Origin of the sequence: Curtobacterium sp. PhB170 (genome assembly GCF_003752345.1) — a bacterium.
GTDB lineage: Bacteria > Actinomycetota > Actinomycetes > Actinomycetales > Microbacteriaceae > Curtobacterium.
Genome location: NZ_RJUM01000009.1, coordinates 725,633 through 750,229, shown reverse-complemented (window position 1 = coordinate 750,229; position 24,597 = coordinate 725,633). Strand labels below are relative to the sequence as shown.

At 71.7% G+C, this 24,597-nt stretch carries 21 protein-coding genes; 13 read left to right on the top strand and 8 right to left on the bottom strand.

Annotated elements, in window-relative coordinates; translation table 11 throughout:
• Positions 1 to 100: 100 nt before the first annotated feature.
• Positions 101 to 1,003: a LysM domain-containing protein gene (locus EDF40_RS07695; protein ID WP_123338483.1), complete on the bottom strand. Its 903-nt coding sequence runs from the start codon at positions 1,001 to 1,003 to the stop codon at positions 101 to 103.
• A gap of 209 nt (positions 1,004 to 1,212) precedes the next feature.
• Here EDF40_RS07695 and EDF40_RS07690 point away from each other — a divergent pair, with 209 nt between their 5' ends.
• The 4 genes from EDF40_RS07690 to EDF40_RS07675 all read left to right on the top strand — a co-directional run bounded on the left by EDF40_RS07690 (position 1,213) and on the right by EDF40_RS07675 (position 4,688).
• Positions 1,213 to 1,698, top strand: coding sequence for a hypothetical protein (locus EDF40_RS07690; RefSeq protein WP_123338484.1), 486 nt, complete (start codon positions 1,213 to 1,215; stop codon positions 1,696 to 1,698).
• Entirely contained in the window at positions 1,695 to 2,498 is an 804-nt protein-coding gene (locus EDF40_RS07685) for a zeta toxin family protein (RefSeq protein WP_123338485.1), read from the top strand. Before EDF40_RS07690 ends, EDF40_RS07685 begins: the two co-directional genes overlap by 4 nt.
• 40 nt (positions 2,499 to 2,538) lie before the next feature.
• Positions 2,539 to 3,072, top strand: coding sequence for a hypothetical protein (locus EDF40_RS07680; RefSeq protein WP_123338486.1), 534 nt, complete (start codon positions 2,539 to 2,541; stop codon positions 3,070 to 3,072).
• A gap of 158 nt (positions 3,073 to 3,230) precedes the next feature.
• On the top strand, positions 3,231 to 4,688 hold the full coding sequence (locus EDF40_RS07675) for a sugar porter family MFS transporter (protein WP_123338487.1): 1,458 nt from the start codon (positions 3,231 to 3,233) through the stop codon (positions 4,686 to 4,688).
• A gap of 92 nt (positions 4,689 to 4,780) precedes the next feature.
• Here EDF40_RS07675 and EDF40_RS07670 read toward each other — a convergent pair whose 3' ends face one another.
• Genes EDF40_RS07670 through EDF40_RS07660 form a run of 3 tightly spaced genes read right to left on the bottom strand, consistent with a single transcriptional unit; the run spans position 4,781 to position 6,699 of the window.
• A complete protein-coding gene (locus EDF40_RS07670) occupies positions 4,781 to 5,755 on the bottom strand; it encodes a zinc-binding dehydrogenase (protein WP_185002892.1) in 975 nt (324 codons plus the stop codon).
• A 26-nt stretch (positions 5,756 to 5,781) separates the two neighbouring features.
• Complete coding sequence (locus EDF40_RS07665; RefSeq protein ID WP_123338489.1) at positions 5,782 to 6,204, bottom strand: organic hydroperoxide resistance protein; 423 nt, start codon at positions 6,202 to 6,204, stop codon at positions 5,782 to 5,784.
• A gap of 21 nt (positions 6,205 to 6,225) precedes the next feature.
• Positions 6,226 to 6,699: a MarR family winged helix-turn-helix transcriptional regulator gene (locus EDF40_RS07660; RefSeq protein WP_185002882.1), complete on the bottom strand. Its 474-nt coding sequence runs from the start codon at positions 6,697 to 6,699 to the stop codon at positions 6,226 to 6,228.
• Positions 6,700 to 6,780: 81 nt separating this feature from the next.
• Between EDF40_RS07660 and mvk the strand changes: the two genes are divergently transcribed.
• Genes mvk through EDF40_RS07635 form a run of 5 tightly spaced genes read left to right on the top strand, consistent with a single transcriptional unit; the run spans position 6,781 to position 12,094 of the window.
• Complete coding sequence (mvk, locus tag EDF40_RS07655) at positions 6,781 to 7,776, top strand: mevalonate kinase (RefSeq protein ID WP_123338490.1); 996 nt, start codon at positions 6,781 to 6,783, stop codon at positions 7,774 to 7,776.
• Complete coding sequence (gene mvaD / locus EDF40_RS07650) at positions 7,776 to 8,801, top strand: diphosphomevalonate decarboxylase (protein WP_260212490.1); 1,026 nt, start codon at positions 7,776 to 7,778, stop codon at positions 8,799 to 8,801. Before mvk ends, mvaD begins: the two co-directional genes overlap by 1 nt.
• A complete protein-coding gene (locus EDF40_RS07645; protein WP_111084745.1) occupies positions 8,798 to 9,880 on the top strand; it encodes a phosphomevalonate kinase in 1,083 nt (360 codons plus the stop codon). Before mvaD ends, EDF40_RS07645 begins: the two co-directional genes overlap by 4 nt.
• Entirely contained in the window at positions 9,873 to 10,937 is a 1,065-nt protein-coding gene (locus EDF40_RS07640; RefSeq protein WP_123338492.1) for a hydroxymethylglutaryl-CoA reductase, read from the top strand. Before EDF40_RS07645 ends, EDF40_RS07640 begins: the two co-directional genes overlap by 8 nt.
• Positions 10,934 to 12,094, top strand: coding sequence for a hydroxymethylglutaryl-CoA synthase (locus tag EDF40_RS07635; protein WP_123338493.1), 1,161 nt, complete (start codon positions 10,934 to 10,936; stop codon positions 12,092 to 12,094). Before EDF40_RS07640 ends, EDF40_RS07635 begins: the two co-directional genes overlap by 4 nt.
• Positions 12,095 to 12,275: 181 nt before the next feature.
• On the opposite strand, the gene EDF40_RS07630 is transcribed toward EDF40_RS07635, so the two are convergent.
• Positions 12,276 to 13,259: an SRPBCC family protein gene (locus EDF40_RS07630; RefSeq protein WP_123338521.1), complete on the bottom strand. Its 984-nt coding sequence runs from the start codon at positions 13,257 to 13,259 to the stop codon at positions 12,276 to 12,278.
• The gene (locus EDF40_RS07625) at positions 13,259 to 13,603 is read right to left on the bottom strand and encodes a helix-turn-helix transcriptional regulator (RefSeq protein WP_123338522.1); all 345 of its coding nucleotides are present in this window, start codon (positions 13,601 to 13,603) and stop codon (positions 13,259 to 13,261) included. The genes EDF40_RS07630 and EDF40_RS07625 overlap by 1 nt, the downstream gene beginning before the upstream one ends.
• Positions 13,604 to 13,760: 157 nt before the next feature.
• Here EDF40_RS07625 and EDF40_RS07620 point away from each other — a divergent pair, with 157 nt between their 5' ends.
• Genes EDF40_RS07620 through EDF40_RS07605 form a run of 4 tightly spaced genes read left to right on the top strand, consistent with a single transcriptional unit; the run spans position 13,761 to position 16,690 of the window.
• The gene (locus EDF40_RS07620) at positions 13,761 to 14,150 is read left to right on the top strand and encodes a hypothetical protein (RefSeq protein ID WP_123938427.1); all 390 of its coding nucleotides are present in this window, start codon (positions 13,761 to 13,763) and stop codon (positions 14,148 to 14,150) included.
• On the top strand, positions 14,150 to 15,055 hold the full coding sequence (locus EDF40_RS07615; protein ID WP_123338523.1) for a hypothetical protein: 906 nt from the start codon (positions 14,150 to 14,152) through the stop codon (positions 15,053 to 15,055). The genes EDF40_RS07620 and EDF40_RS07615 overlap by 1 nt, the downstream gene beginning before the upstream one ends.
• 4 nt (positions 15,056 to 15,059) lie before the next feature.
• Positions 15,060 to 16,286, top strand: coding sequence for a S9 family peptidase (locus tag EDF40_RS07610; RefSeq protein WP_123338524.1), 1,227 nt, complete (start codon positions 15,060 to 15,062; stop codon positions 16,284 to 16,286).
• Between the two features lie 8 nt (positions 16,287 to 16,294).
• Positions 16,295 to 16,690 (top strand): ATP-dependent DNA ligase, encoded by a 396-nt coding sequence (locus EDF40_RS07605; RefSeq protein WP_123338525.1) that lies wholly within the window; start codon positions 16,295 to 16,297, stop codon positions 16,688 to 16,690.
• A 398-nt stretch (positions 16,691 to 17,088) separates the two neighbouring features.
• On the opposite strand, the gene EDF40_RS07600 is transcribed toward EDF40_RS07605, so the two are convergent.
• Both EDF40_RS07600 and EDF40_RS07595 read right to left on the bottom strand, forming a co-directional pair.
• Positions 17,089 to 18,879 carry a sulfite reductase subunit alpha gene (locus tag EDF40_RS07600; protein WP_123338526.1) on the bottom strand — a complete coding sequence of 597 codons (1,791 nt, stop codon included), beginning with the start codon at positions 18,877 to 18,879 and terminating at the stop codon, positions 17,089 to 17,091.
• On the bottom strand, positions 18,876 to 24,443 hold the full coding sequence (locus EDF40_RS07595; RefSeq protein ID WP_123338527.1) for a glutamate synthase-related protein: 5,568 nt from the start codon (positions 24,441 to 24,443) through the stop codon (positions 18,876 to 18,878). The genes EDF40_RS07600 and EDF40_RS07595 overlap by 4 nt, the downstream gene beginning before the upstream one ends.
• Between the last annotated feature and the right edge of the window lie 154 nt (positions 24,444 to 24,597).

The following is a 24,597-nucleotide window of genomic DNA, read 5'->3' as shown; positions in this document are numbered from 1 at the left end:
AGTTGCGCCCGACGGAGCGCCGTCAGGCCCGCGAAAGCGACAGATGTGCGCCGATGTTCCGCGGACGAGTGTCACTTTCGCAGAGGGGTCACCGCCGCGGTCAGCGAGCGAGCGGGTCGAGGTTGAGCATCGTTCCTTCGTACAGGTGCTGGTCCGTCCCGAACACCTGCACGCCCTCGTTGAGCCAGACGAGCGCCCGCACGCTGATGCCGAAGCGGGCGGCGACGTCGCCGATGAGGTCGTCCGGCGCGACCGTGTACGACCGCGGCGCCCCGCCCGTCGTCGTCGCGGTGACCGGACCCGTCGCGTTCGCCCGGGCGCCGGCGTCCTCCGGGTGCACGTTCGTCTGCCGCGCCGGGACGGACCACCGCACGGTCGTCACCGCGAGCACCTTGCCGGCCCCGATCTCGACCGGGACCTCCTGCCCCGGAGCCGCCGCGGAGTAGGTCACGAGCGTGGTGAGGTGCGACGGGTCGACGCCGGATCCGCTCAGCGGGACCTCCGCCGCGGTCGCCGTGCTGGTCGACCCACCGAGCGTCCGGTCGCCGACGCCGGGGTAGGTCAGGCCGTCGCCGACCGCGCGCGGCAGGTCGAACAGGCCGACCCCGACCGGCACCGGCAGGGTCGAGGTGAAGCCGGAGTACTGGGCGGTGAACGTGTCGTCGCCGACCGCGACCACGCGGAACCGGAAGTGCACGCTGCCCTTCGGGGACGCGACGTCACCCTGGGCGAGGACGGTCCCGGCGGGGATCGGCGTCAGCGTCGGAGCCGGGGCCGCCGACTCGGTCGGTTCCGGGGTCGGCGTGCGGGGGTGGGCCGACGACTCGAGGAGGTCGCCCTCCGGGTCGGCGTCGGGCGTCGGTGTCGGGGTGGCCGACGGGGTCGGCGTCGTCGCCGGGGTGGACGGGGCGGGGAGGGCTCGGTCCGACCCGCGCAGCAGCGAGCACCCCGACAGTGCCACGGTGGCCGCGACGACGACCCCGATCGCGAGCGTCCGGTTCATGATTCCCCCTCAGCTCGATGCTAACCGCGCGGTGTCCCCGGGGCGAACGCAGCGCCTCCGTCCAGTGTCTGCAGACGTTCCGCGGATCCTCCGTCGTCCACGACGAGTGATACCATCGGTATCAACGAGAGCAGGTGGTCATGGGCGTCAGGGTGGTCCCCGGGCGACGCGGTGGGTCAGACCCCCGTCGACCCGACACAGAAGCCGTCGTGCGCGCGTTGGCCGGTCGGACCGACAGTGCGCCCGCGACCGTCCGTGCGGCGGTCGAGCACGTCCTGCACAGTCGTGAGCAGCAACACCACGCCGAGATGGAACTGCGGCGCGGGATCTTCAAGCTCGCCGACCTCGGCGTCCCGCAGCGCGAGATCGCGAAGCTCGCCGGGATCTCCCAGCCCGAGGTCTCGCGGAGACTCTCCCGCCGGACCCTGACCACGAAGCGGCCGTCTCCGCGTGAGGTCATCTCCCGGCGCGAAGGCGGCCAGATCGACTCGGAGACGATGCTGCGCGAGCTGTCGTCGATGGCGTTGACGCACCGCACCCCGAAGCGTGGTGCGGCGTTCGACGGTGCCGCCTCGGCCACCGGCACCACGAAGGAACTCGCGGCGGCGTTCCAGGACGGCCTCCTGTCCGAGGTCGAGTACGAGACCGTCCGCCGGGCGATCGCCGAGCGGCAGGCCCGCAAGCGCACCCGGTGACGGAACTCCGCGACCGGGTGGCCGTCGAGCTGGGCCGTGCGCTCCGGGCCGACTCGCTCGACAACCCCTGGTCGGACACGGCAGGCGCGAGCACCAGGACGATCTACGCACCGGATGGCTTCCTGTACGAGGCGAGCCGCCTGCGGTTCCACGAGTCCGTGCTCGAGGAGCACCGCGCGCTCACCCCGTCGCCGGTCACCGACGGCTCGCTCGCGGTGGTCGTGACGGCCGGGCCGCCGGGGTCGGGGAAGTCGACCGCCCTGGAGCGGATGCCGGAGCTGTGCGGGTACCGTTCGATCGACGCCGACGAGTTCAAGGACCCGCTGCTCCTGCGCGCACAGGCGGACGGTCTGGTGGACCGGTGGACGGCTCGCCGCCTGGCCGACGACCGGCCGGTGCAGCTGCGTGAGATCGCCGGGTTCGTGCACGCCGAGTCGACCACCGTGGCCGACACGCTGCGCCGCCGCGCCCTCCGCAACGGCGAGAACGTCGTCGTGCACGGCACCCTGTCGAGCGTGGACTACCTCGACGACCTCCTCGCCGAGCTCGACGACGCCGGCTACGAGAAGCTGCGCATCGTCACCGTCGAGGTCCCGCTCGAGACGGCGATCGCGCAGGCGACCGATCGGTGGTGGAGCGTGCGTGATGCCGCCACGGATCCGCTCGGTGGTCGGTTCGTCCCGGAAGCAGCCATCCGTCGCTACTACCCGACCGGATCGACCGAGTCGGTGTGCGGCGCGAACGCCCGGGTCCTCGGTGACCGGGCAGCCGACCTCGGCTGGGACGTGTCGATCGTCTGAGCGGTCGCCGGTGTCGGTCGGAACGGCTACCGTCGAGGCCATGGAGCGTTCGGAGATCCTCGCCGCGGCTGCCGCCGCGCACGCCGCCCGCATCGCAGAAGAAGGCGGTGACGACGGCGCTGCTCGTGAACGGGCAGAGAGTGTCCGGCGCCGGGCCGACGGCCTCACCGACCGGTACGACACGGTCGAGGGCGCGAGCGAATCCGACGCGCGTGACGCCGCGCGCCGTCGAGCGGGCGAGGCCGACCGGGCGGCCTCCCGGACCGAGGGCGTGCTGTCCGACTGGCACCGCATGGGCACGCGACGGGGTGTGACGCCGGACGCCCAGGTGCGCACGGCGTGGACGGTCACCGGGGTGCCCGAGCGCGGTGACGCCCGAGCACTGGCGAACGTGCTGCTCTCGACGGCGGGGCACGCGGGCCGGGTGGCCGACGCCGCGCGACGCAACCCGGCGCTGTCCGGTGCCGCGAGCGCAGCTGCTCGACGGACCGTCCGGCGCTACACCGACCACGGCGCGGACATGGCCTCGCTCGGCGACGTGCTGGGGGACAGCCCGGAGCCCGACGAGTCCTGACGCTCACCCGGAGTGCGTTGGAGCGCTCCCGCTCTGATCAGGCGTTATGTGGACCGATCCAATCGTCCTGACGACAGAATGTCCAATTGACAGGACATGGATTCGGGTTACCATCGGTGCACGCACTGAAGCGCGATCACCGACGAAGGAGTCACCGAATGGTCGACATCAAGCCGACAGCCCCGACTGTCGCACTGCCCCCGATCGGGACCGGACCACACCGACGCCGCCTCGGCGTCCTGGCCCTGGTCGCCACGTTCGGCGGGCTGCTCTTCGGGTACGACACCGGTGTCATCAACGGTGCCCTGAACCCGATGAAGGCCGAGCTCGGCCTCACGAACTTCACCGAGGGCGTCGTCACCAGCTCCCTGTTGTTCGGCGCCGCGATCGGTGCCATGCTCGGCGGCCGCATCGCCGACGGGTGGGGGCGTCGCAAGACGATCATCGCCCTCGCCGTGACGTTCTTCCTCGGCACCTTGATCTGCGTCTTCGCACCGACGTTCGGCGTCATCGTCGTCGGCCGTGTCCTCCTCGGCCTCGCGGTGGGTGGTGCATCGACCGTCGTCCCGGTGTTCCTCGCCGAACTCGCGCCGTACGAGATCCGGGGTTCGCTGTCCGGCCGCAACGAGCTCATGATCGTGATCGGGCAGCTCGCCGCGTTCGTGGTCAACGCCATCATCGGCAACCTGTGGGGTGAGGGCAACGGCGTCTGGCGCGTCATGCTGGCCGTCTGTGCGCTCCCTGCCATCGCACTCTTCGTCGGCATGCTCCGGGTGCCGGAGTCGCCGCGCTGGCTCGCGTCGAAGGGGCGGTACGACGAAGCGCTGTCCGTCCTGCAGCAGGTCCGCACCACGGAGCGTGCGACCGCCGAGCTCGACGACATCAAGCGGAGCAACGACCTCGAGGCGAAGGCCGATCGCGTCAGCGGGTGGCAGACGCTGCGCGGCAACAAGTGGCTCATCCGCATCGTGCTCATCGGTGCCGGGCTCGGCGTCGCCCAGCAGCTCACCGGCATCAACTCGATCATGTACTACGGCCAGACCGTCCTCATCGAGTCCGGGTTCCAGGCGTCGGCAGCCCTCATCGCGAACATCGCCCCCGGCGTGATCGCCGTGGTCGGTGGCGTCATCGCGCTGTACAACATGGAGAAGATCAACCGCCGGACGACCCTGATCATCGGGTTCTCGCTCACGACGGTCTGCCACTTCCTGATCGGCATCGCCTCGGTCGCACTCCCCGAGGGCAACCCGGCTCGTCCGTGGGTGATCCTGTTCCTCGTCGTCGCGTTCGTCGGCTCGATGCAGACCTTCCTCAACATCGCCGTGTGGGTGGTGCTGTCGGAGATCTTCCCGACCCAGATCCGCGCGCTCGGCATGGGCATCTCGGTGTTCTGCCTCTGGATCGCCAACGCGTTCCTCGGGCTCTACTTCCCGACCATCGTCGCCGCCACCGGCATCACCGGGACGTTCTTCGGCTTCGGCGTCGTCGGTCTGCTCGCACTGCTCTTCATCTGGAAGTTCGTGCCGGAGAGCCGCGGCCGCACCCTCGAAGAGGTGGAAGAGGGCGTCACCACCGGCAACATCTTCACGGTCCCGCAGAAGGCGTCGCGCGGCTAGGTCACGCGCGTGGCGCGGTGATCGCGCGTGCAGACGGACGGGAGGCCCGGTGCCAGCTGGCACCGGGCCTCCCGTCCGTCACGCTGTCGCGTCTACGGGCGCAGGAGCACCTTGCCGACGCGGCCGGCGGTGTCCGAGGCACGCACGGCGTCGCGGACGTCCTCGAACGCGAAGGTCTCGGCGACGGGGAGCGTCAGCGAGCCGTCGAGCACGCGGGTGATGAGCTCGCCGAAGAGCTGACCCTTCGTCTCGGCCGGCATCGTCTTGCTGACGACACTGCCCCAGAAGCCCTTCACGGTGAGCTGGCCGAAGATGACCTTGCCCGACGGGATCTCGAGCGTGGGCGAGGCCATCGCGCCGAAGACGACGAGGGTGGCGTTCTCACCGAGCACGCTGGCGATGTCGCCGGCGGCCTTGCCGCCCACGGACTCGACACCGGCGACGATCGGAGCGCCTCCGGTGATCGCGGCGACCTGGTCCTTCCAGTCGTCCGCGTCGGTGGCGACGATGCGCTCGATGCCCTGCTCGCGCAGCTCCTCGACACCGGCGGCGCGACGCACCAGGCCGATGACGTTGATGCCGCGGGCCGCGCCGAGCTGGGCGACCATGCGCCCGACGGCACCGTTCGCGGCGTTCTGGATCAGCCAGTCGCCCTCGTGCAGGTCGAGCGAGTGCAGCAGGCTGATGGCGCTGAACGGCATCGAGACGAGCTGTGCCGCGGCCTCGTCGGTCATGGCGTCCGGCACCGGGACGAGCCCGGCGGCGTTCGCGGTGTAGTACTCGGCCCAGACGCCGAAGGCGCCGCCGGCGACGCGCTGGCCGACCGTCAGGTTCGTGACGCCCTCGCCCAGGGACTCGACGACGCCGAGCGCCTCGGTGCCGGAGGCTGCGGGCAGCTCGGGCTTGAAGCCGTAGGTGCCGCGGACGGTCCACAGGTCGTGGTTGTGGATGGGGGAGAGGACCGTGCGGACGAGGACCTCGCCGGCGCCGGGCGTGGGCACCGGGCGCTCCTGGACGCCGAGGACCTCGGCGGGCTCGGCGAAGGTCTCGTGGACGACGGCGCGCATGGTGGTGGGGGTGGTGTCGGTCATGCTCAGTCCTCCGAGACGGTGATGGTGACGTCGATGTTGCCGCGGGTCGCGTTCGAGTACGGGCAGACCTGGTGCGCGGCGTCGGCGAGGGCCTGGGCCTGGTCGTGCTCCAGGCCGGGCAGGACGACCTCGAGCAGGACGGCGAGCTGGAAGCCGCCCTCGCCGTTCGGGCCGATCTGGACGCGGCCGCCGACGGACGAGTCGGCGATCTTGACCTTCTGGCTGCGGGCGACGCCCTGCAGCGCGGAGTGGAAGCAGGCGGCGTACCCGGCGGCGAAGAGCTGCTCGGGGTTCGCGCCGTTGCCGGAGCCGCCCATCTCCTTGGGGATGGCGAGGTCGAACTCGACCGTGCCGTCGCTCGTGGCGACGTGGCCGTTGCGGCCGTCACCCGTGGCGAGGGCCTCGGCGGTGTAGAGGGCTTCCATGGTGTTCCTTCCTTCGTGGGGTCAGTGGTCCGCGGCGGCGCGGTCGGGCGTCGCGGCGGTGTCGTTCGTGGCCGCGGCGTGCATCGTCTCGGTCAGCCGGTGCAGGGTCGCGATGAGCTCCGTGGCGGCCTGCTCGTCGGGGAGCCCCATGCCGGCGGCGATCGTCGCCGGGATGTGCGCGAGGTCGGCACGGATGGTGCGGCCGCGGTCGCCGAGCATGATCGTCACGACGCGCTCGTCGGCGCTGCGGCGCTCGCGGCGGACCAGCTCGGACTGCTCCATGCGGCGGAGCAGGGGCGACAGGGTGCCGGAGTCGAGCTGCAGGTGGTCACCGAGGCTCGAGACGGTCTGGTCGCCCTCGATCCACAGGGTCACGAGCACGAGGTACTGCGGGTAGGTCAGTCCCCAGGGTTCGAGCAGCGAGCGGTACGCCTGCGTGGTCGCGCGGCTCGCTGCGTAGAGGGAGAAGCACACCATCTCGTCGGTCACGGGCATGCCACCAGGATCGCACGCAACTCGGTTGTGCACAACCCAACACGTACTCTGGCCCGGACGGTTAGGCTGACGTGACCCACGATGACCAGCAGCGACCTCGACTCCACCACGACCCCCGGCTCCGGGACCGCGTCGTCCCACGGCAAGACGATCCTGATCGGTGAGCACGCCGTGGTCTACGGCGCACCCGCACTCGTCCTGCCGGTGCTCGACGCCCGGGTCGTCGCGACCGTGAGCCCCGTCACCGCCGGCGTCGACGAGGCCACCGGCACGGTCGTCGGGCACACCCTCGAGTCCACGGTGCACACGGGGCCGCTCGACCTCGCACCTGCAGCCGTGATGCCGACCGTCACCGCCGTCACCGCGACCCTGCGACACTTCGGCGTCACCGACCGGCACTTCCACGTCCGGGTCGACAGCGAGGTCCCGACCGCCCGGGGCATGGGGTCGAGCGCAGCGGTCGCCGCCGCCGTGACGGCAGCCGTCGCGGACGCCCTCGGCGAGACCCTCGACGCCGAGACCCACCACGACCTCATCCAGGAGTGCGAGCGGGTCGCCCACGGCCGCCCGTCAGGACTCGACGCCCGCGGTGTCGTCGCCGCGGTGCCGGTCTGGTTCGAGGGCGGCCGCATCGAGCCCGTCGCCCTCGGGGCCCGCTTCACCTTCGTCGTCGCCGACACCGGTGTCCCCGGCCACACCCGGCAGGCGGTCGCGGCCGTGCGGGAACGGCACGACCAGGACCCGGTCGCCGTCGACGCGGTCATCGACCGGATCGGCGCGCTCGCACGGCGGGCACGGGGGACACTCGAGGCTGGCGACGCACAGGGGCTCGGTGCCACGATGGACGCCGCGCACGACCTGCTCAGCGCACTCGACGTGTCGAGTGCCGACCTGGACCGGCTCGTCGACGCCGCACGTGCTGCGGACGCCCTCGGCGCGAAGCTGACCGGCGGCGGGCGGGGCGGGTGCGTGCTCGCACTCGCCGCGGACGACGACCACGCGGACCGCATCGCGGCCGCACTCCGCGGCGCAGGGGCCGCAGCCACCTGGACCACCACGATCGGAGCCCGCGCTTGATGACCGCCACCGCCGTCGCGCACCCCAACATCGCCCTCGTCAAGTACTGGGGCAAGGCGGACGCGCAGCTCGCGCTGCCCGCCACGGGCAGCGTCTCCATGGGCCTCGACGTGTTCCCCACGACGACCACCGTCACGGTGGACGGCGGCTCCGGTGACGGCCAGGAGGCGCGTGACCGGTTCACGCTGAACGGTCACGTCGTCGAGGACGGCGCCCTGGTGCGCGTCCAGCAGTTCCTCGACCTCGTGCGGGAGCTCGCCGGCAGCGACGCCCGCGCGTCCGTCGTGTCCGAGAACACCGTGCCGACCGGTGCCGGACTCGCCTCGAGCGCGTCGGGGTTCGCGGCGCTCGCCACCGCGGCCTCGGCGGCGTACGGCATCGACCTGTCCCCGCGCGACCTCTCCCGCCTGGCCCGACGCGGTTCGGGGTCCGCGACGCGGTCGATCCCCGGCGGCGTCGCCGTGTGGCACGCCGGCGACGACCAGGGGTCCTTCGCCGAGCCGATCCCGGCACCGCCGATGGCCATGGTGGTCGTGACGATCGACGCCGGACCGAAGCCCATCGGTTCGCGCGAGGCGATGCGGCGCACCATCGCCACGTCGCCGTTCTACCCGGCGTGGGTCACGTCGACCACCGAGACCGTCGGCGACATGCTCGACGCCTGCGCAGCCGGCGACTTCACGCGCATCGGCGAGATCACCGAGAGCAACGCGCTGCGCATGCACGCCACGATCGAGGGTGCCTTCCCGCCCATCCGCTACCTCAACGCGCGCAGCGTCGCCGTGTTCGACGCCGTGGGCGAACTCCGCGCCGCCGGGCTCGAGGCCTACGCCACCGCCGACGCCGGCCCGAACGTGGTCGTGCTCTGCCGGCCCGAGGACCGCTCCGCCGTGGCCACCGCGCTGGCGTCCTTCGGCGACGTCATCGAGTCCGGCACCGGACCTGCCGCTCGGGTGCTCCGCTCCGAAGAGATCGGGGTCGCCGCAGCGAGCGACAGCCCCGACCAGAAGGAGTCCGTGCAGTGATCGAGTTCCGCGCCCACGGCAAGCTGTTCGTCGCCGGCGAGTACGCCGTCGTCGAGCCCGGCCAGCCGTCCGTCCTCATCGCCCTCGACCGCGCCATCACGGCACGCGTGTCCGAGGCGCACGGTGCGGGCAGCGTGCACTCGGAGGAGTACGGCCACCTGCCGCTGACGTGGACGCGCGACGAGGACGGCCTCGCCCTGGACCGCGAGCACCACCCCTACGACTACGTGATGGCGACGATCGACCTCGTCGAGAAGCTCCGCGCCGAGCGGGGGATCGCCCCGCGCTTCCACGACCTGCGGATCGAGAGCCAGCTCGACGACGCCAGCGGCCGGAAGTTCGGGCTCGGATCCTCGGCGGCGGTGACCGTCGCGACCGTCGGTGCCCTCGACCGCTTCTACGGGATCGGCCTGACGCAGCGGCAGCGCTTCCAGGTCGCCCTGCTCGCCACCATCCGGGTGAACCCGCGGGCATCCGGCGGGGACCTCGCCGCGAGCACCTTCGGCGGGTGGCTGCGCTACAGCGCCCCGGACCGCGACCACCTCGCCTCGTTCGTCGACGAACGCCGCGTGTCCGACATCCTCACCGACGCCGACGCGTGGGCGGGCTTCGACGTCCAGCGGCTGCCGGCCCCCGAGAACCTGCAGCTCCTGGTCGGCTGGACCGGCTCGCCGGCCTCGACCACGAAGCTCGTCGGGGTGGTGCGTCGGCACCGCAACGGCGGGTACCAGGCGTTCCTCGACGAGAGCCGCAGCTGTGTCGACGACCTGACCACGGGCCTCCAGACCGGCGACGCGGAGCAGACGCTCGACGCGCTCCGACGTGCCCGGGTGCTGATGCAGCGCCTCGGCGACTCGGTCGGGTCGAAGATCGAGACCGAACGCCTCGCGACCCTGTGCGACGTCGTCGAGGCGGCCGGCGGAGCGGCGAAGCCGTCCGGCGCCGGCGGCGGCGACTGCGGCATCGCACTCGTCCCCGCGGACATCGACCCCGCCGGCATCCACCGCGCCTGGGAGGCGCACGACATCAGACACCTCAGCGTCGCGGTGCGAGCACCAGAAGGAGCCCTCGATGAGTGACCTGCTCACGCCGATCCCGACCAAGTGGGTCGGACCGATCCGCATCAGCGGCAACGCGGCCCAGGGCGAGCACGAGGTCCCGCTCGCCACGTACGAGTCGCCGCTCTGGCCGTCCGTCGGCCGCGGCGCACGGATCTCGCGCATGGTCGACGACGGCATCGTCGCGACCGTCGTCGACGAGCGGATGACCCGCTCGGTCGTCGTCCGAGCAGCCAGTGCCGCGGCGGCGCACGTCGCCGCGGGGCAGATCCTCGCGCGACAGGACGAGCTCGAGGCGCTGGTCGCCGGGCAGAGCCGGTTCGCGAAGCTCATCGAGGTGCACCCCGAGATCGTCGGTGACCTACTGTTCCTGCGGTTCGCGTTCACGACCGGTGACGCCTCTGGCCACAACATGGTCACGCAGGCGGCGGACAAGCTCCTGCCCGCGATCCTGGCGTGGCAGCCGGGCCTGCGCTACGTGTCCGTGTCGGGCAACTTCTGCACCGACAAGAAGGCCAGCGCGGTGAACGGCATCCGTGGTCGTGGCCGCAACACCATCGCCGAGATCGTGATCCCCGGCGAGATCGTCGAGAAGCGCCTGCGGTCGAGCACCGAGCGCATCGTCGAACTGAACATCGCGAAGAACCTCATCGGCTCGACCATCGCCGGGGCGCTCCGCTCCGCGAACGCGCACTACGCGAACATGCTGCTCGGCTTCTACCTGGCCACCGGGCAGGACGCCGCGAACATCGTCGAGGGCTCGCAGGGCATCACGAGTGCCGAGAACCGCGACGGCGACCTGTACTTCGCCACCTCACTGCCGCACCTGATCGTCGGCACGGTCGGCAACGGCAAGGGCGGGGACCTGCCCGTCGTCGAGGACGCCCTCGTGCGCCTCGGCTGCCGCGAGGACCGCGAGCCCGGTGCGAACGCCCGTCGTCTCGCTGCCCTGTGCGCCGCCACGGTGCTGTGCGGGGAGCTCTCGCTCCTCGCCGCCCAGACGAACCCGGGTGAGCTGATGGCCGCCCACGTCGCCATGGAGCGACGCGGCACGAAGCAGGCCGGAGGCGCAGCATGACGCGCATCGGCATCCACGACATCGCCATCGCGACCGGGCACCACGTGCTCGAGCTCGACGACCTGGCCGAGCGCCTCGGCGTCGACCCGGCGAAGTACCACGTCGGCATCGGCCAGGACGCCTTCAGCGTGCCCGCCCCGGACGAGGACATCGTCACGATGGGGGCCGCCGCGGCCAAGGAGGTCATCGACCGCCACGGTGTCGAGGGCATCCGCACCGTGCTGTTCGCCACCGAGTCCGGCGTCGACCAGTCCAAGGCCGCCGGCGTCTTCGTGCACGGACTGCTCGGCCTGCCGAAGAACGTCCGCGTCGTCGAGCTGAAGCAGGCCTGCTACGGCGGGATGGCCGCCGTGCAGCTCGCGCTCGGCATCATCGCCCGGGCACCGCACGAGCGCGTACTCGTCATCGCCGCCGACGTCGCCCGCTACGACGTCGACACCGCCGCCGAGCCCACGCAGGGTGCCGGTGCGGCCGCGATCCTGATGTCCGCCGACCCCGACCTGATCGAGATCGAACCGGCCGCGGGCGTGTTCACCGCCGACGTCGACGACTTCTGGCGTCCGAACGACCGCTCCACCGCACTGGTCGACGGCCGTCTGTCCGTCAGCGCCTACGTCGATGCGTTCGTCGGCGCCTGGGACGACCTGGCGGACCAGGGCGGACCGGCGTACGAGGACATCGTGCGCTTCGTCCACCACCAGCCGTTCACGAAGATGGCGCTCAAGGCCCACCGGAAGCTGACGCAGCACGTGGGCGTGCCGTTCGACGAGTCGGAGCTGTTCGTCGGCTTCACGTACAACAAGCAGACCGGCAACACGTACACGGCGTCGCTCTGGATCGGGCTCGCCGCGCTCCTCGACCTCGACGAGGACCTGGCGGGTGAGCGCATCGCCCTGTTCAGCTACGGCTCGGGCAGCGTCGGCGAGCTCCTCACCGGCATCGTGCAGCCGTCCTACCGTGAGCACCGTCGGGTCGGCCGGGTCCGGCAGCTGCTCTCGGCCCGCGTGCCGCTGACCGTGGACGCGTACCGCGAGCTGCACGCGACCGGCGCCGCGACGAGCGACGACGTCGAGCGACCGCGCGTCACGGCTGGGCCGTACCGCTTCGCCGGGGTGCGCGGCGGCGCGCGCCACTACGAGGCGACCGCGCAGGCCTGACCCCTCCGCGCAGGCCTGCCCCCCCCCCCCCCCCCCGCGCACGCCTGACCCCTCCGCGCAGGCCTGACCCCTCCGCGAAAGCGTCAGATCTGTGCGGAACGTTCGCAGGGATCTGTCGCTTCCGCGCGACGGACGGGAGGCCCGTGGCGGGTCCGCCACGGGCCTCCCGTCCGTCCGCTGGTCACGTGGCGGACAGGACCTCGCGTTCCAGACGCTGGTAGCTGGTCTCCATGCCGTCGGTCATGCCGGTGGCCAGGATCATGTCGCGCTGCGTCTGGTCGGGGTAGGTGATGCGCAGCGTCAGCAGGGTGACGCCGTCGGCCTCGTCGAACTGCAGGTCGTTCGTGTTCGGCGGGAACGGCGCACCGGTCATCCGCTCGGTCGACACCATCCGCCGCTCCGGTTCCACGACGAGGTTCTCGCCCTCGAACCCGAACGGCTCGCCCTCGGTGTCTCCCGTCGGCGCCCACGCCTGCCGGAACGTGCCACCCGGGGTCAGGTCGTTCTCGTACACCGTCATCTCCCACCCGTCCGGTCCGAGCAACCACTGCCGGACGAGCTCGGGCTCGGTGTGCGCCCGCCACAGCAGGTGGCGTGGTGCTGCGAAGGCCCGCGTGATGCGGACGTGGGTGTCGTCGACGAGCTCGGTGACGGTGCCGTTGCCCAGGGCGTACTCGCGCAGGTCGGCGAGGACGGCGTCGAGCTGTCCGAAGGCCTGCTCGTAGCCCTCGACCATGCCCATGTCCACCATCGTCTCGAGGTCGGCGGTGGACCCGAACGACGACCGGACGGTCACCCGCGACCCGGTTCCGACGGTCTCGAACGACAGGACGGTCTCGCTGGCCGGCAACGCGTCGTCGACCTCGCCGTCGGCGTCGGTGAAGAGGTCGCGGAACACGATGCGGCGTGGCTCGTCGACTTCGGTGACCTGCCAGACGGCGTGGAACCGCTCGCCCTGAGGTGACGTCATCCGGTAGTCGGCGCGGCCGCCGGGCCGCAGGTCGAACGACGTGAAGGTGGCGGGGAAGCCGGGCGGACCCCAGAAGCGTTCCAGCTGACGGGGATCGGCGAAGGCGCCCCAGAGGCGCTCGACCGGGACGGGGAACTCGGCGACGAGCGTCAGCGCGAGGGCCTCGGGATCGGTGTGGACGGACGTGGTGGGCATCATTGCTCCTTGTCGGTGTCGAGCAGGGTGTCGAGGCGGTCGAGCCGACCCCGCCAGAGGTCGCCGTAGGCGTCGAGCAGGTCGCGGACCCGGGCGAGCTGCGCCGGCTCGGCGCGCACGATGCGGGTGCGGCCGCGTGCTTCCTTGCTCACGAGTCCGGCTCCTTCGAGGACGGCGACGTGCTTCTGGACGGCGGCGAACGACATCGAGTACGCGTCCGCCAGGTCACTGACGGACGCGGACCCGACGAGCGTGCGTCGGACGATGTCACGACGGGTCGCGTCGGCCAGTGCGTGGAACACCCGGTCGACCTCGGCGTCGGACAGTGCAGTTCGTGCAACCATTTGGTTGTACGTTACGACTGTCCACCCTCGTGCGCAAGGGGGACGTGCAGGTAGTCTGTCCGCGGAGATCGAAAGGGGCGATGCAGTGGGCTCGAGCGCGTCGGACACCGTCAGTGCCCTCGTCGCGACCCTTCCTCCGTCGCCGAGGCTCCCGGACGTGGTTGCCGGGGTCGGGCGGTTCGTCGGCAAGCCGACCCGCGTGGTCGACGTCGACGGTCCGAGCTGGGGACCGCTCACCGCGTTGGTGTCGCAGTTCGAGCACGAGAACCTCGTCCTGGTGCCGGCCGGCGCTCCCGAGCTGTACCGGATGCACTGCGTCCTGCACGAGCTCGGACACCTCGTGCACGGCGACGCCGGAGCCCCGACCACCACCTCGATCGCCGAGTTCGCCTCGGGCGGGCACGTGTGCCGCCGCGCCCTCGACGGCGACACCGGACTGGTGAGCATCTCGGACGACGACGAGCACTTCGCCGAGCGGTTCGCGTACGAGCTGGCGACCGTGCTGCTCGCCGGCAGCGCGAGCGCGGACGAGCGGGCCTACGGCTGATGGCCGTCCTGCACGCCGCCGCCTTCTGGTGCGCGGCGCTGATCTTCCTCGCCCGCACGCCCTACGTGCTGCGGAACCCACGTGGCCGCGCCGCCTGGGGCGCGACCGGCGTCGGTGCGCTCGGGCTGCTGACGCTCGGCAGCGTCGTGCCGCAGACCGTGCTCGACGGCGCCCTCGGGGGCACGAACCTCATCAACCTGGTGCAGAACGTGTGCGCCACGGCGGCCTTCTGGCTGATGCTCCGGGCGAGCACGTCCGATCTGCCGAAGCGGCCGGGGTTGGCGAGCCCGCTCGCGCTCCTCGTGGTGGTCGTGGCCTTCGCCGTCCCGTTCTTCGCCGTGCGCGACCGGGGCGGCACCGACTTCCACTTCATCGTGCGGGAGATCCACCAGCCGGCGATGTGGCTCTACGGGTCGGTCTACATGGTCGGTGTCGGCGTGATCGCCGCCGCGACGCTCCGGTACGGCGTGCTGCGCAACCCGGTCGCGCTCGTGGTCTTCCGGGTGGGGCTCTCGCTCGTGGTCATCGCGAGCATCGACGAGCTGCTCTCCCTCACCGCCGACCACTTCGGGTGGTTCCCCGCTGCGCTGCGGGACGGACTCCGTCTGGGCTTCGACCCGCCGTTCTACCTGGGCATCGTCCTCATCGTCGTCGCGATGGCATCCCTGACGTTCCGCCGGTGGTGGCGGGACGTGACGTGTCGTCGGCACCACCGACTGCTCCGCCGCATCGCCCGGCGCCACGAACTGCGCGCCGTCGAACGGGACGGCGACGTGCAGGCACGGACCTACGACCTCGTCATCGCGATCCGCGACGCCGAGGTGCAGGGCCGCACCCTCGACGACGCCGAACTCGCCCAGGTGCGCTCGGCGGAACTGACCCTGACCCGCAGTCTCGGAGGCTGATGCGATGACGATCGTCTGGTGGGTGCTCGGTGTGCTCGTCGTGCTGGCGGCGGCGTTCCTGCTCGTGGTGCGGAAGGTCGTCGGCAAGATCGTGCTGCCCGGCGGCGACCGCTGGACCCCGGTGCTCGAGACGACCGACGACTCGATCCGGCTCCCGATCACCGACGACACCGTCCGCCCGGGGGAGTACGGCCTGTGGCACGACGGCACCGGGCACACCACGGTCGGACCGGTGCTCGACGTCGACGAGGCCGCTGGCACCGTGCGGCGTGCGGTGGTCCGGACGACGGGCGACGTGTCGACACGGGTGCGTTGGAGCGGGCACGTGCACCCGGACCCCGCGGCGATGGACGTCGACTGGGCGGAGGTCGACCTGCCGACGCCCGTGGGTCCTGCGCCAGCGTGGGTCATCCGGCCCGGTGGCCCCGAAGCCGAGCTCGCGCAGGCCACCGCAGACGCGCCCGGCGCCGACGCGCCCGGCGCCGACGCGCCCGGCGCCGACGCGCCCGGCGCCGACGCGCCCGCCGACACCTGGGCCGTCCACGTGCACGGCATCCGCACCACCCGCGTGACGGCGCTCCGGACCGTGCCGGCGGCACTCGAGGCCGGCTGGACCTCGATCGTCCCGTCGTTCCGCGGCGACGGCGAAGCGCCCTGGCAGGGCCGTGCCTCGCACCTCGGCGCCCGGGAGTGGCCCGACGTCGAGGCCGCACTCGACCACGCCGTCGCGAACGGGGCCGAACGGCTCGTCATCGTGGGCTGGTCGATGGGCGCGACGATCACCCACGAGCTGCTGGCACGGTCGGCGCACCGCGACCGGTTCGTCGGACTGGTCCTCGTGTCGCCGGCGCTCGACTGGGCGACCACGGTGCGCTCCCAGGCCGGTCGTGCCGGGCTCCCCGGGTTCGTCGTCGGTGCCGCGCTCCGGGCGATGGCGCTGCCGCTCGTGTGCCGCCTCGTCGGGCTCCGATCACCCGTGGACGTCCGCGCACTCTCCTGGTTGCACGCGCCGCGGAGCCTGCCGCCGACCCTGCTCATCCACTCGTCGGGGGACACCACGGTGCCCTTCGCCGTCAGTCGGGAGTTCGCCGACGCGCACCCCGACACCGTGACGTTGGCGGTGAGCGAGCCCGCCGAACACGCCTGGGAGCGGAACGTCGACGCCGTCTGGTTCGACTCCACGATCACGAACTGGGCGAGATCGCTCGACCACACCGGCGCCATGGAGTAGAAGGGGCCATGGGTCAGCTCATCTACGACGGCCAGCCGCTCGACCTCCGCATCGACGACCGCGCCATGACACACCTGCAGATCGTGATCGTGAACATGCTCCGACGCGAGCACCGGTTCGCGTTCTCGTGGAAGGACGACGTCATCCACGGCAACGGCCGCAGCACGATCTGGCTGAACCCGAACGTCAGCCTGCACTTCAAGTTCTCCGGTAGCCGGGTGCCGTCGATCAACCGCAGCTGGCTCGAGGACCTGTACGCCTCGGCCACGTCCGGGTCGGGGCTCGTCCTGACGCCGGAGCCGACGGACACGAGCACGGCGGCCGACTCGGCGTGGTCGCGGGCGGTCGCACCGGGGGACGCCGACGACGCTTCGGGGACACCGAGCAGTAGCACGGCTGAGTGATTGCCGTCAACGGGTTCCGAAGATCCGGTGATCGTCGTACGGTTTCTGTACCGCGGATCAGAGTCGTCCCTTCGGGCCGGCATCCAGGGAGCCGGTGACGGCAACGAACCGCGGCAGGAGGGGGACCCGAATGACCGTGACGCAGTGCGCGCCCGGCGCCGACCAACCATCGGCGATCGAGTGGCGAGCACGACGGGAGTCCCGGATCAGGAGACTCGTCGTCCAGGAAGCCGGGTCATCGCACCCGGGTCCTTGCGTCACGCCACTGGGCTCGTCGGTCAGGCCTCACTGACCGGCACCCTTCCACAGGACGCCCCGGCAGTCGGATTCGGGTTCCGCTACCGGGGCGTTCTGCTGCCCGGGCGTTCTGCTGCTCGCATCGGGCGTGGGCTGCTGGCTCAGTAGACGTCGCGGACGTACCGCTTCGTGCGGCGCAGGTCGGCCAGGTACGACAGCGCGTCGTCCTCGTCCCGCCCACGGCCGGTGCGGATGACGTCGAGCAGCGCGGCCTCGACGTCCTTCGCCATCCGCGAGGCGTCGCCGCACACGTACACGTGGCCGCCGTCCTCGAGCCAGGCGAACAGCTCGGCGGACTGCTCGCGCATCCGCGTCTGCACGTAGACCTTCTCGGCCTGGTCGCGTGAGAACGCCAGGTCGAGGCGGTTCAGCACGCCCTGCTCCTGCAGCTCGGTGAGCTCGTCCTGGTAGACGAAGTCGGTGTCGCGGTGCTGGTCGCCGAAGAACAGCCAGTTGCGCCCCGTCGCACCCGCCGCGGCCCGCTCGTGCAGGAACCCGCGGAACGGGGCGATGCCGGTGCCCGGACCGATCATGATCATCGGTGCGGACGCGTCGGCCGGCACGCCGAACGACGCGTTCGGCTGCAGGTAGACGTCGACCGTGCGGTCGGGGCCGACTCGGTCCGCCAGGAACGTCGACGCGACGCCGGCGTACATCCGGTGCGGGTCGCCGTACCGGACGGACGCGATGGTCAGGTGGATGCGGTCCGGGTGCGCCAGCGGGCTCGACGAGATCGAGTACTGGCGTGCCTGCAACGGGCGCAGGTTCGGCAGCAGCTCGTCGAGTACGGGAGCGGCCGGTCCGGCGTCACGCAGCAGGTCGAGGACGTCACGGCCCCACAGCCAGCGGTCCAGTTCGTGCTTGTCGCCGTGCGAGACGACCGCGGCGAGTTCGCTCGCCGGGGCGCGCTGCACGAGGTCCGCGATGAGGTCCTTCGACGGCGTGCGGATCTCACGGTCGCTCCGCAGGACCTCGGTGATCGGTCGGCCGTCGAACGACTCGCCGCCGTTCGCGCCGACCTGCTCGAGCAGCTCCGCGACGAAGACCTCGTCGTTGACCGGCACGACCGCCAGGGCGTCGCCGGCGGCGTACTCGATGCCGGAGTCGCCGAGGTCGAACTCGTAGTGCCGGATCTCCTTCGCGCTGCGCGGCGAGGAGAGCAACCGGTTCTCGGCCAGCCGCGACGGGTACGGGTTGCGCTTGTTCCACTGCGACCCCGGCCGGGAGGCACGGCCCGCGCCCGCCCCGCCGGTCGCGGTGGCACCGTCGCCGGCACCACTGCCCGTGGTCGCGCCGGGTGCGCCCGTCACGCCGGCCTCGGCAGCGAGCCGGTCGAGCACGGCGGCGCTCCAGAGTGCGGCGGCGTCCTCGAAGTCGACGTCGCAGTCCACGCGGTCGTGCACCCGGGTCGCGCCGAGCTGCTCGAAGCGGGTGTCGAGGAGCTTGCCGGCCTGGCAGAACTCGTCGTAGCTGGTGTCCCCGAGGCCGAGGACGGCGTACTGCAGCCCCTCGAGCCGCGGCACGGTGGACGCCTGGACCGCGTCCCAGAACAGGCCGGCGTTGTCGGGCATCTCGCCCTCGCCGTACGTCGAGGTGACGACGAGCACGTGGGTCATCTCGGCGAGCTGCTCCGGGGTGACGGCGTCGAGTGCAGCGGCACGGCCACCGAGCCCGCGGGCCTTCGCGCCGGCGACGAGCTCGTCGGCCAGGAACTCCGCGTTGCCGGTCTGCGTGCCGAACAGCACGTCGATCGTCGTCGTGGGGGCGGCGCCGGACGCCTTCTTGCCGGCGGCGGCGATGCCCGCGATGAACCCGGCCAGCCAGGACTCCTGGGCAGCCGAGAACGGTGCGTCGACGGGGATCAGCGATCCGGTCGGGGGGAGCAGGCTCACGCGGACACCGCCTCGGTCGGCGCCTGGGGTGCACGGCGGGCGATGTCCTCGAGCGCCGCGGTGGCGAGCAGCTCGTCGAAGCGGGCCTCACGGACGCGGCCGTCGTTCTTGGCGTTCTGGTGCATGATCCACCCCGTGGTGCCCGGTGCGTCCATGCTGCGGTTGTTCCGCTGCGTGAGCGCACGCTTGTAGTCGTCGAGCCGCTTGATCGCGATGAGCGTCGCGAGCTGGTCGTCCGCGAACCGGTCGAGCGTGCCGCGCAGGTACTTCACGACGCGCTGCTTCACCGAGAAGTCCTCGGTCAGGACGAGGTTCTTCACCGCTTCGGTGACGCGGGGGTCGTTGGGACCCGCACCGGGAACGCGCTCGAGGGCGACGTCCTGGGCGACACCGAGCACCGTGTACGACGACAGCAGCGAGAACATGTCGTCGCCCTGGTCGCCGAGGGCCGGGGCACGGCCGTCGAGGACGGTGCGCTGGTCGCGGTAGTCGACCTTGAACGCACGGAGCTTGTCCGTGGCGATCGAGGACGCGAGCTCGTCGAGCAGCTCGGGGCGGGTGGCCGCCGCGAGGATCTCGCCGGCGTCCTGCGAGAGCAGCAGGGCGCGCGGCATGCCGACGAAGACGTGCTGCCGGGTGGTCTCCCAGTCGGCGAGCAGCCGCTCGGCCAGCGCCGACCCGGTCGCCTCGAGGTGCCACTCGAGCAGCAGTCGGGCGCCGGCCTCGTGGAACGCCCCGCGCTCCGTGTCGGTGACGGGGAACACGAGGAGCGAGTCGGTGCTGGCGCGCTGGGCGACCTGACCGGACGGGTCGTACTGGTACAGGAACCCGCCGGACATGCCGTTGCCGAGGCCCTTGCCGAACGCGCCGAGGTTGAACACGGCGCCGCCCGTCATGTACTCGCACCCGAAGTCGCCGACGCCCTCGACCACGGCCGTGGCGCCGGAGTTGCGGACGGCGAAGCGGTCTCCGGCCTCGCCCTCGACGAACGTGCGGCCGCCGGTGGCCCCGAAGAGCGCGAAGTTGCCGATCAGCACGTTCCCGCCCTGGTCGGCACTGCCGCCGCCCGGTGCGCGGACGATGATCCGACCGCCGCTCTGGCTCTTGCCGACGCCGTCGTTCGCGGTGCCGGTGTGCTCGAGCACGATGCCGTCGTTGTTGAACACGCCGTACGACTGACCGGCCGAGCCCTGGGTGCGGATCGTGACCGCACCGTCGACCAGCCGGCGGCGCCCGCGGTCGTCGGTCGCCACGGCGGGCAGCCCCTGGACGTCCTCGGCGCGGAGCTCGTGGTTGAGCAGGCGCTCGACGTCGATGCCGAGCTGGCCGCCGACGGACTTGTCGCTGTTGCCGAGCAGGACCCCGTGCACGAGCACGTGCTCCTGGGCGTGGTCGACCAGCGCCGTGCGGATGCGCTCGAGCAGCGCGTCGTCGGTGTGGAAGTCCTTCTCCAGGTACTCCGGGTCCGTCACGACCTTCTCCGGCACCTGCGCGAGAAGGGCGCGGGCGTCCAGACGCCCGACGCTCGCCGGGTGGTCGAGGAGCTGCAGCAGGTCGGTGCGACCCCGTGCCTCGCGCAGCGAGCGCAGGCCGAGGCGGGCGAGGATCTGCCGCACGTCGTGGGCGATGTTGAGCAGGTACTGCGCGAGGGCACGCGGGTCGCCCTCGAACGCCTCGGCGTTCGTGGTGAGGCCGGCCGGGCACTTCACGTTGCAGTTCTTCGCCATGACGCAGCCGAGCATCATGAGCGCGGTCGTGCCGAACTCGAAGCTGTCGCCGCCGAGGAGGGCGCTCGTCACGACGTCGGACCCGGTCTGGTGCGCGCCCGAGCACCGGAGCGTGACCTTGGAGCGCAGGCCGTTCGCGACGAGGGCCTGGTGGACCTCGGCGACGCCGATCTCCGCCGAACGTCCCGCGTACTTCAGGCTCGTGACGGCCGCGGCGCCGGTACCACCGGTGTTGCCCGCGACGTTGATGACGTCCGCGCCGGCCTTGGCGACGCCGACCGCGATGGTGCCGATGCCCTCGGACGACACGAGCTTCACGATCACCCGGACGCGGGCGGCCTTGCAGTCGTGGATGAGCTGCGCCAGGTCCTCGATCGAGTACGTGTCGTGGTGCGGCGGCGGCGAGATGAGCTCCACGCCGGGCGTGCCACCACGGGCCGCGGCGATGTCCACCGTGACCTTCGGCGCGGGCAGCTGACCGCCCTCGCCGGGCTTCGCGCCCTGACCGATCTTGATCTCGAGTTCCTCGAGCATGGGGTCGGCGAGGTAGCCCGCCCAGATGCCGAAGCGCCCTGAGGCGAACTGCTTGATCCGCGAGCCGCGGATGGTGCCGTAGCGGGAGTGGTGCTCGCCTCCCTCACCGCTGTTCGACATGCCGCCGACCATGTTCGTGCCGTGCGCCACCGCTTCGTGCGCGGTGGCGACGAGGGCGCCGTGGCTCATCGCGCCGGACGCCAGGGTCCGGGTGATCTCGTGCGCCGGCTGGACCTCGTCGAGCTCGACGCTGTCGGGCGCGCTCTCGAGCAGGGCGAGCAGCCCGACGGCCGCGCCGGTGGCGCGGAGCGTCACCTGGGTGTCGTCGACGGAGTCGACGTCGACCTGGCCCGGGTACAGCAGCCCGAGGCCGTCTGCCAGGGCCTGGTGGCGCAGTGCACCCGTGGTGCCCGTCGACGCGAGTTGCAGGCGGAACTGCTCCGTGCCTCCCGGAAGACCGTCGGAGGACGCCGGACGCGAGCCGGACAGCCCGCGCACCGTGACGCTGGCGTTGCCGGTCGTCGAGAACCGACCCAGCTCGCGGGCGAAGTCCTCGGCCGTGTCGATGCCGGTGACGTCCGCGGGCAGCGCGAGCACGTCGCGGAGCGCTGCGGGGCGGCGGGACCGCTCGTCGTGCGTGGTCTGCAGGAAGGTGACGTAGCCCGGCGTGATGCGGTGCGCGTCGATCTCGGCGTCGCTCAGCCGGTCGTACCCGGTGTTCCGGTACGCGGCGTCGGTGATGCCGAAGGAGTCGTCGAGCTGGCCGAGCGTCAGCAGGCGCAGTGCGTCCGAGTCGCCGGAGCGCTCGAAGGACGGACGCTCCTCGGTCATGCCGCCGAACCCGCGGACGCTCGCGACGCCGAACGAGTGGCCGGCACCGTCCGAGCGCTCCTTGAACAGGCCGAGCAGGGGGACCTGGCCCTCGGCCGCGACCGAGCGGGCACGCTCGTGCCAGTCCGTCGCCGCCTGGGCGATGCGGGCGAAGCCGACGCCGCCCACGGGGGCCTGCATGTGCGGGAACACCCGCGCCAGGACGTCGTCGCCGGTGTCCAGGTAGTTCGGCTCGAAGAACGCGCCACCGATGTAGCTCTCGGCGGTGCAGAGGCCGACGCGGCCCATGGTCTTCGCGAGCGCCTTCTCGGCGGCCTTGCGGAACTGCTTCAGCGCGAGGTCCGTCGCGGTGAGCTCACCGGCGGGGGCCGGCGCGGCGGGGTACTTCTCCTCGGCACGCAGGCGCGCGCTCAAGCTGTACACAGCCGAGGCGCCGAAGCCCAGGGCCGTCGCCACGTGGTGTGACGACGGCAGCTGACCGCTCTCGGCGACGACGGACACCCGCAGGCGCAGCCCGGTCTCGATGAGCCGCTGGTTCACGGCGGCCACGGCCAGGATCACGGGCAGGGGCGCACGGGTCGACGACACCTCGCGGTCGGTCAGCACGGCGATGCCGCCGGACGTCCCCGCGAACTGCTCCACGGCGTCGCACAGGGCGTCCACGGCGTCGCGCACGGCGTCCGCGTTCGCCTGCTCGTCGCCGAGCACCGGCACGTAGAGCATGTCGAAGCGCTCGAGCGGCACGATGTCCTGGTCGCGCAGGCGCACCATGTCCAGGTGGCCGAGGATCGGCGACTGCACGACGAGCTGTCGGCTCGTCGAACCCGTGCCGTCCGGCTTCGCCCCGAGCGCCACGCGCATGCTCATGCCGTCGGCTTCACGGATCGAGTCGAGCGGCGGGTTCGTCACCTGGGCGAAGCGCTGCGAGAAGTACTTCGCCATGCCGCCCTCGGTGTCGCTCAGCGCGTTGATGGCGTTGCCGTAGCCCATCGCCGAGATCCGCTCAGAGCCGTTCTGCAGCATCGGGTCGAGCATGAACCGGAAGCTCTCCTGGTTCAGCGAGTACGCCACGTACCGGCCGGCGAGCGACAGGTCGCCCTCGTAGCCCAGGGTGGTCGTCGTGCGCTCGTAGTCCGGAGCGGGCAGGTCGTCGAGGTCCACACGGGCAGCGTCGAGCAGCGTGCCGTAGTCGCGGCGGGCCGCGAGCATGCGCAGCACCTCGTCCGTGCGCATCCGGGTGCCGGTGCGGTGGTCGACGACGAGCATGCCGCCGGCCTCGATGCGGCCGCGGTGCACGACCTCGTCGGCGTCGAACGTGACCTGACCGGCCTCGGACGAGACCATCAGGTACTCGGTGGTCTCCACGGTGCGCAGCGGACGCAGCCCCAGGCGGTCCAGGCGCGCGCCGACGACGTCGCCGTCGCTGAAGATCACGGCGGCGGGGCCGTCGTTCTTCTCCTCGTACAGCGAGAAGTACTCGAGCATGTCCCGTACGTCGGCGGTCAGCGTGCGGTCGTTCTCCCACGCCGGCGGCATGAGCGAGACCACGGCCTCGACGATCTCGAGTCCGTCGTCGAACACGCGGCTCTGCAGCGTCTGGTCGAGGCGACTCGAGTCCGACTGCCCGGGCGGGCGGACGATGCTGCGGGTGCGGGCTCGCGCCAGCGCCTCGTCCGACAGCCGGTTCTTCCGGTCGGTGTTCAGCTCGCCGTTGTGCGCCATCAGCCGGAACGGCTGCGCCATCGTCGGGTGCGGCTCGGTGTTCGTCGAGAACCGGGTGTGGAAGTACAGCGTCCGCACCGAGTGACGCGGGTCACGCAGGTCCGTGAAGTACCCGATGACCTCGCCCGAGTTCAGACGGCCCTTCAGGATCTGGGTCCGGGCGCTGAGCGACAGCGGGTACAGCGCCGCGTGCTCGGCGCGCTGCTCGGCGGCCTCGCCGTAGGACACCGACTCGATCGTGAGCAGGGCACGGTTCGCCGCCGCGTCGACCTCGGTGCGGTCCCACTGCTCGGGCGCGCGGAAGACCCACTGCACGATCGGCAGCTGGTACTGCTCGGCCTCGGGCCGGGCGACGGAGTGGTCCACCGGGACGTCGCGGACGACGAGCAGCTCGAAGCCCTGCTGCTCGATGGCGTCCGTGACGGTCTGCTGCGCACGGGCGCGCTCAGCGTCCGCCGCCGCACCTGCGCCGCTCGGCACGAAGCAGTTCGCGACGCCGAAGTGTCCGGCGCGGAGCTCCTGGCCGGTGATGGCGCTGAAGAACTCCACCGACAGGTCGATGCTCACACCGGCGCCGTCACCGACACCCTCGGCGGACTTGCCGCCGCGGTGGGGGATGGCGCACAGCGCTTCGTCACCCTTGCGGATGACGTCGTGGTGGGGCGTGCCGTCGAGTCGGGTGATGAAACCGACGCCGCAGTCGCTCGATTCGCGGGCAGGGTCGTAGAGACCGAAAGATGTGGGGTTCACGTGTGCGGGTCCAGTGGGGCGTTGCCGGCAGCGGACGGCCAGGCTGCATCGATGGAGCGCTCGCCGCGGGCAGACCGGTGTTGGCAGTCGGGCCCTGTGGGGTTGTGGTGCGGTACGGCGATGCTACGGCGCGGTATACCGCCCACGCAACACC

Excerpts from the sequence above, each read along its gene's own strand:
- EDF40_RS07695 (WP_123338483.1), bottom strand. The coding sequence starts at position 1,003 with ATGAACCGGACGCTCGCGATCGGGGTCGTCGTCGCGGCCACCGTGGCA.
- EDF40_RS07680 (WP_123338486.1), top strand. The coding sequence starts at position 2,539 with ATGGAGCGTTCGGAGATCCTCGCCGCGGCTGCCGCCGCGCACGCCGCC.
- EDF40_RS07675 (WP_123338487.1), top strand. The coding sequence starts at position 3,231 with ATGGTCGACATCAAGCCGACAGCCCCGACTGTCGCACTGCCCCCGATC.
- EDF40_RS07670 (WP_185002892.1), bottom strand. The coding sequence starts at position 5,755 with ATGCGCGCCGTCGTCCACGAGACCTTCGCCGAGCCCGCCGAGGTCCTC.
- EDF40_RS07665 (WP_123338489.1), bottom strand. The coding sequence starts at position 6,204 with ATGGAAGCCCTCTACACCGCCGAGGCCCTCGCCACGGGTGACGGCCGC.
- EDF40_RS07660 (WP_185002882.1), bottom strand. The coding sequence starts at position 6,699 with ATGCCCGTGACCGACGAGATGGTGTGCTTCTCCCTCTACGCAGCGAGC.
- mvk (WP_123338490.1), top strand. The coding sequence starts at position 6,781 with ATGACCAGCAGCGACCTCGACTCCACCACGACCCCCGGCTCCGGGACC.
- mvaD (WP_260212490.1), top strand. The coding sequence starts at position 7,776 with ATGACCGCCACCGCCGTCGCGCACCCCAACATCGCCCTCGTCAAGTAC.
- EDF40_RS07640 (WP_123338492.1), top strand. The coding sequence starts at position 9,873 with ATGAGTGACCTGCTCACGCCGATCCCGACCAAGTGGGTCGGACCGATC.
- EDF40_RS07635 (WP_123338493.1), top strand. The coding sequence starts at position 10,934 with ATGACGCGCATCGGCATCCACGACATCGCCATCGCGACCGGGCACCAC.
- EDF40_RS07630 (WP_123338521.1), bottom strand. The coding sequence starts at position 13,259 with ATGCCCACCACGTCCGTCCACACCGATCCCGAGGCCCTCGCGCTGACG.
- EDF40_RS07625 (WP_123338522.1), bottom strand. The coding sequence starts at position 13,603 with ATGGTTGCACGAACTGCACTGTCCGACGCCGAGGTCGACCGGGTGTTC.
- EDF40_RS07615 (WP_123338523.1), top strand. The coding sequence starts at position 14,150 with ATGGCCGTCCTGCACGCCGCCGCCTTCTGGTGCGCGGCGCTGATCTTC.
- EDF40_RS07610 (WP_123338524.1), top strand. The coding sequence starts at position 15,060 with ATGACGATCGTCTGGTGGGTGCTCGGTGTGCTCGTCGTGCTGGCGGCG.
- EDF40_RS07605 (WP_123338525.1), top strand. The coding sequence starts at position 16,295 with ATGGGTCAGCTCATCTACGACGGCCAGCCGCTCGACCTCCGCATCGAC.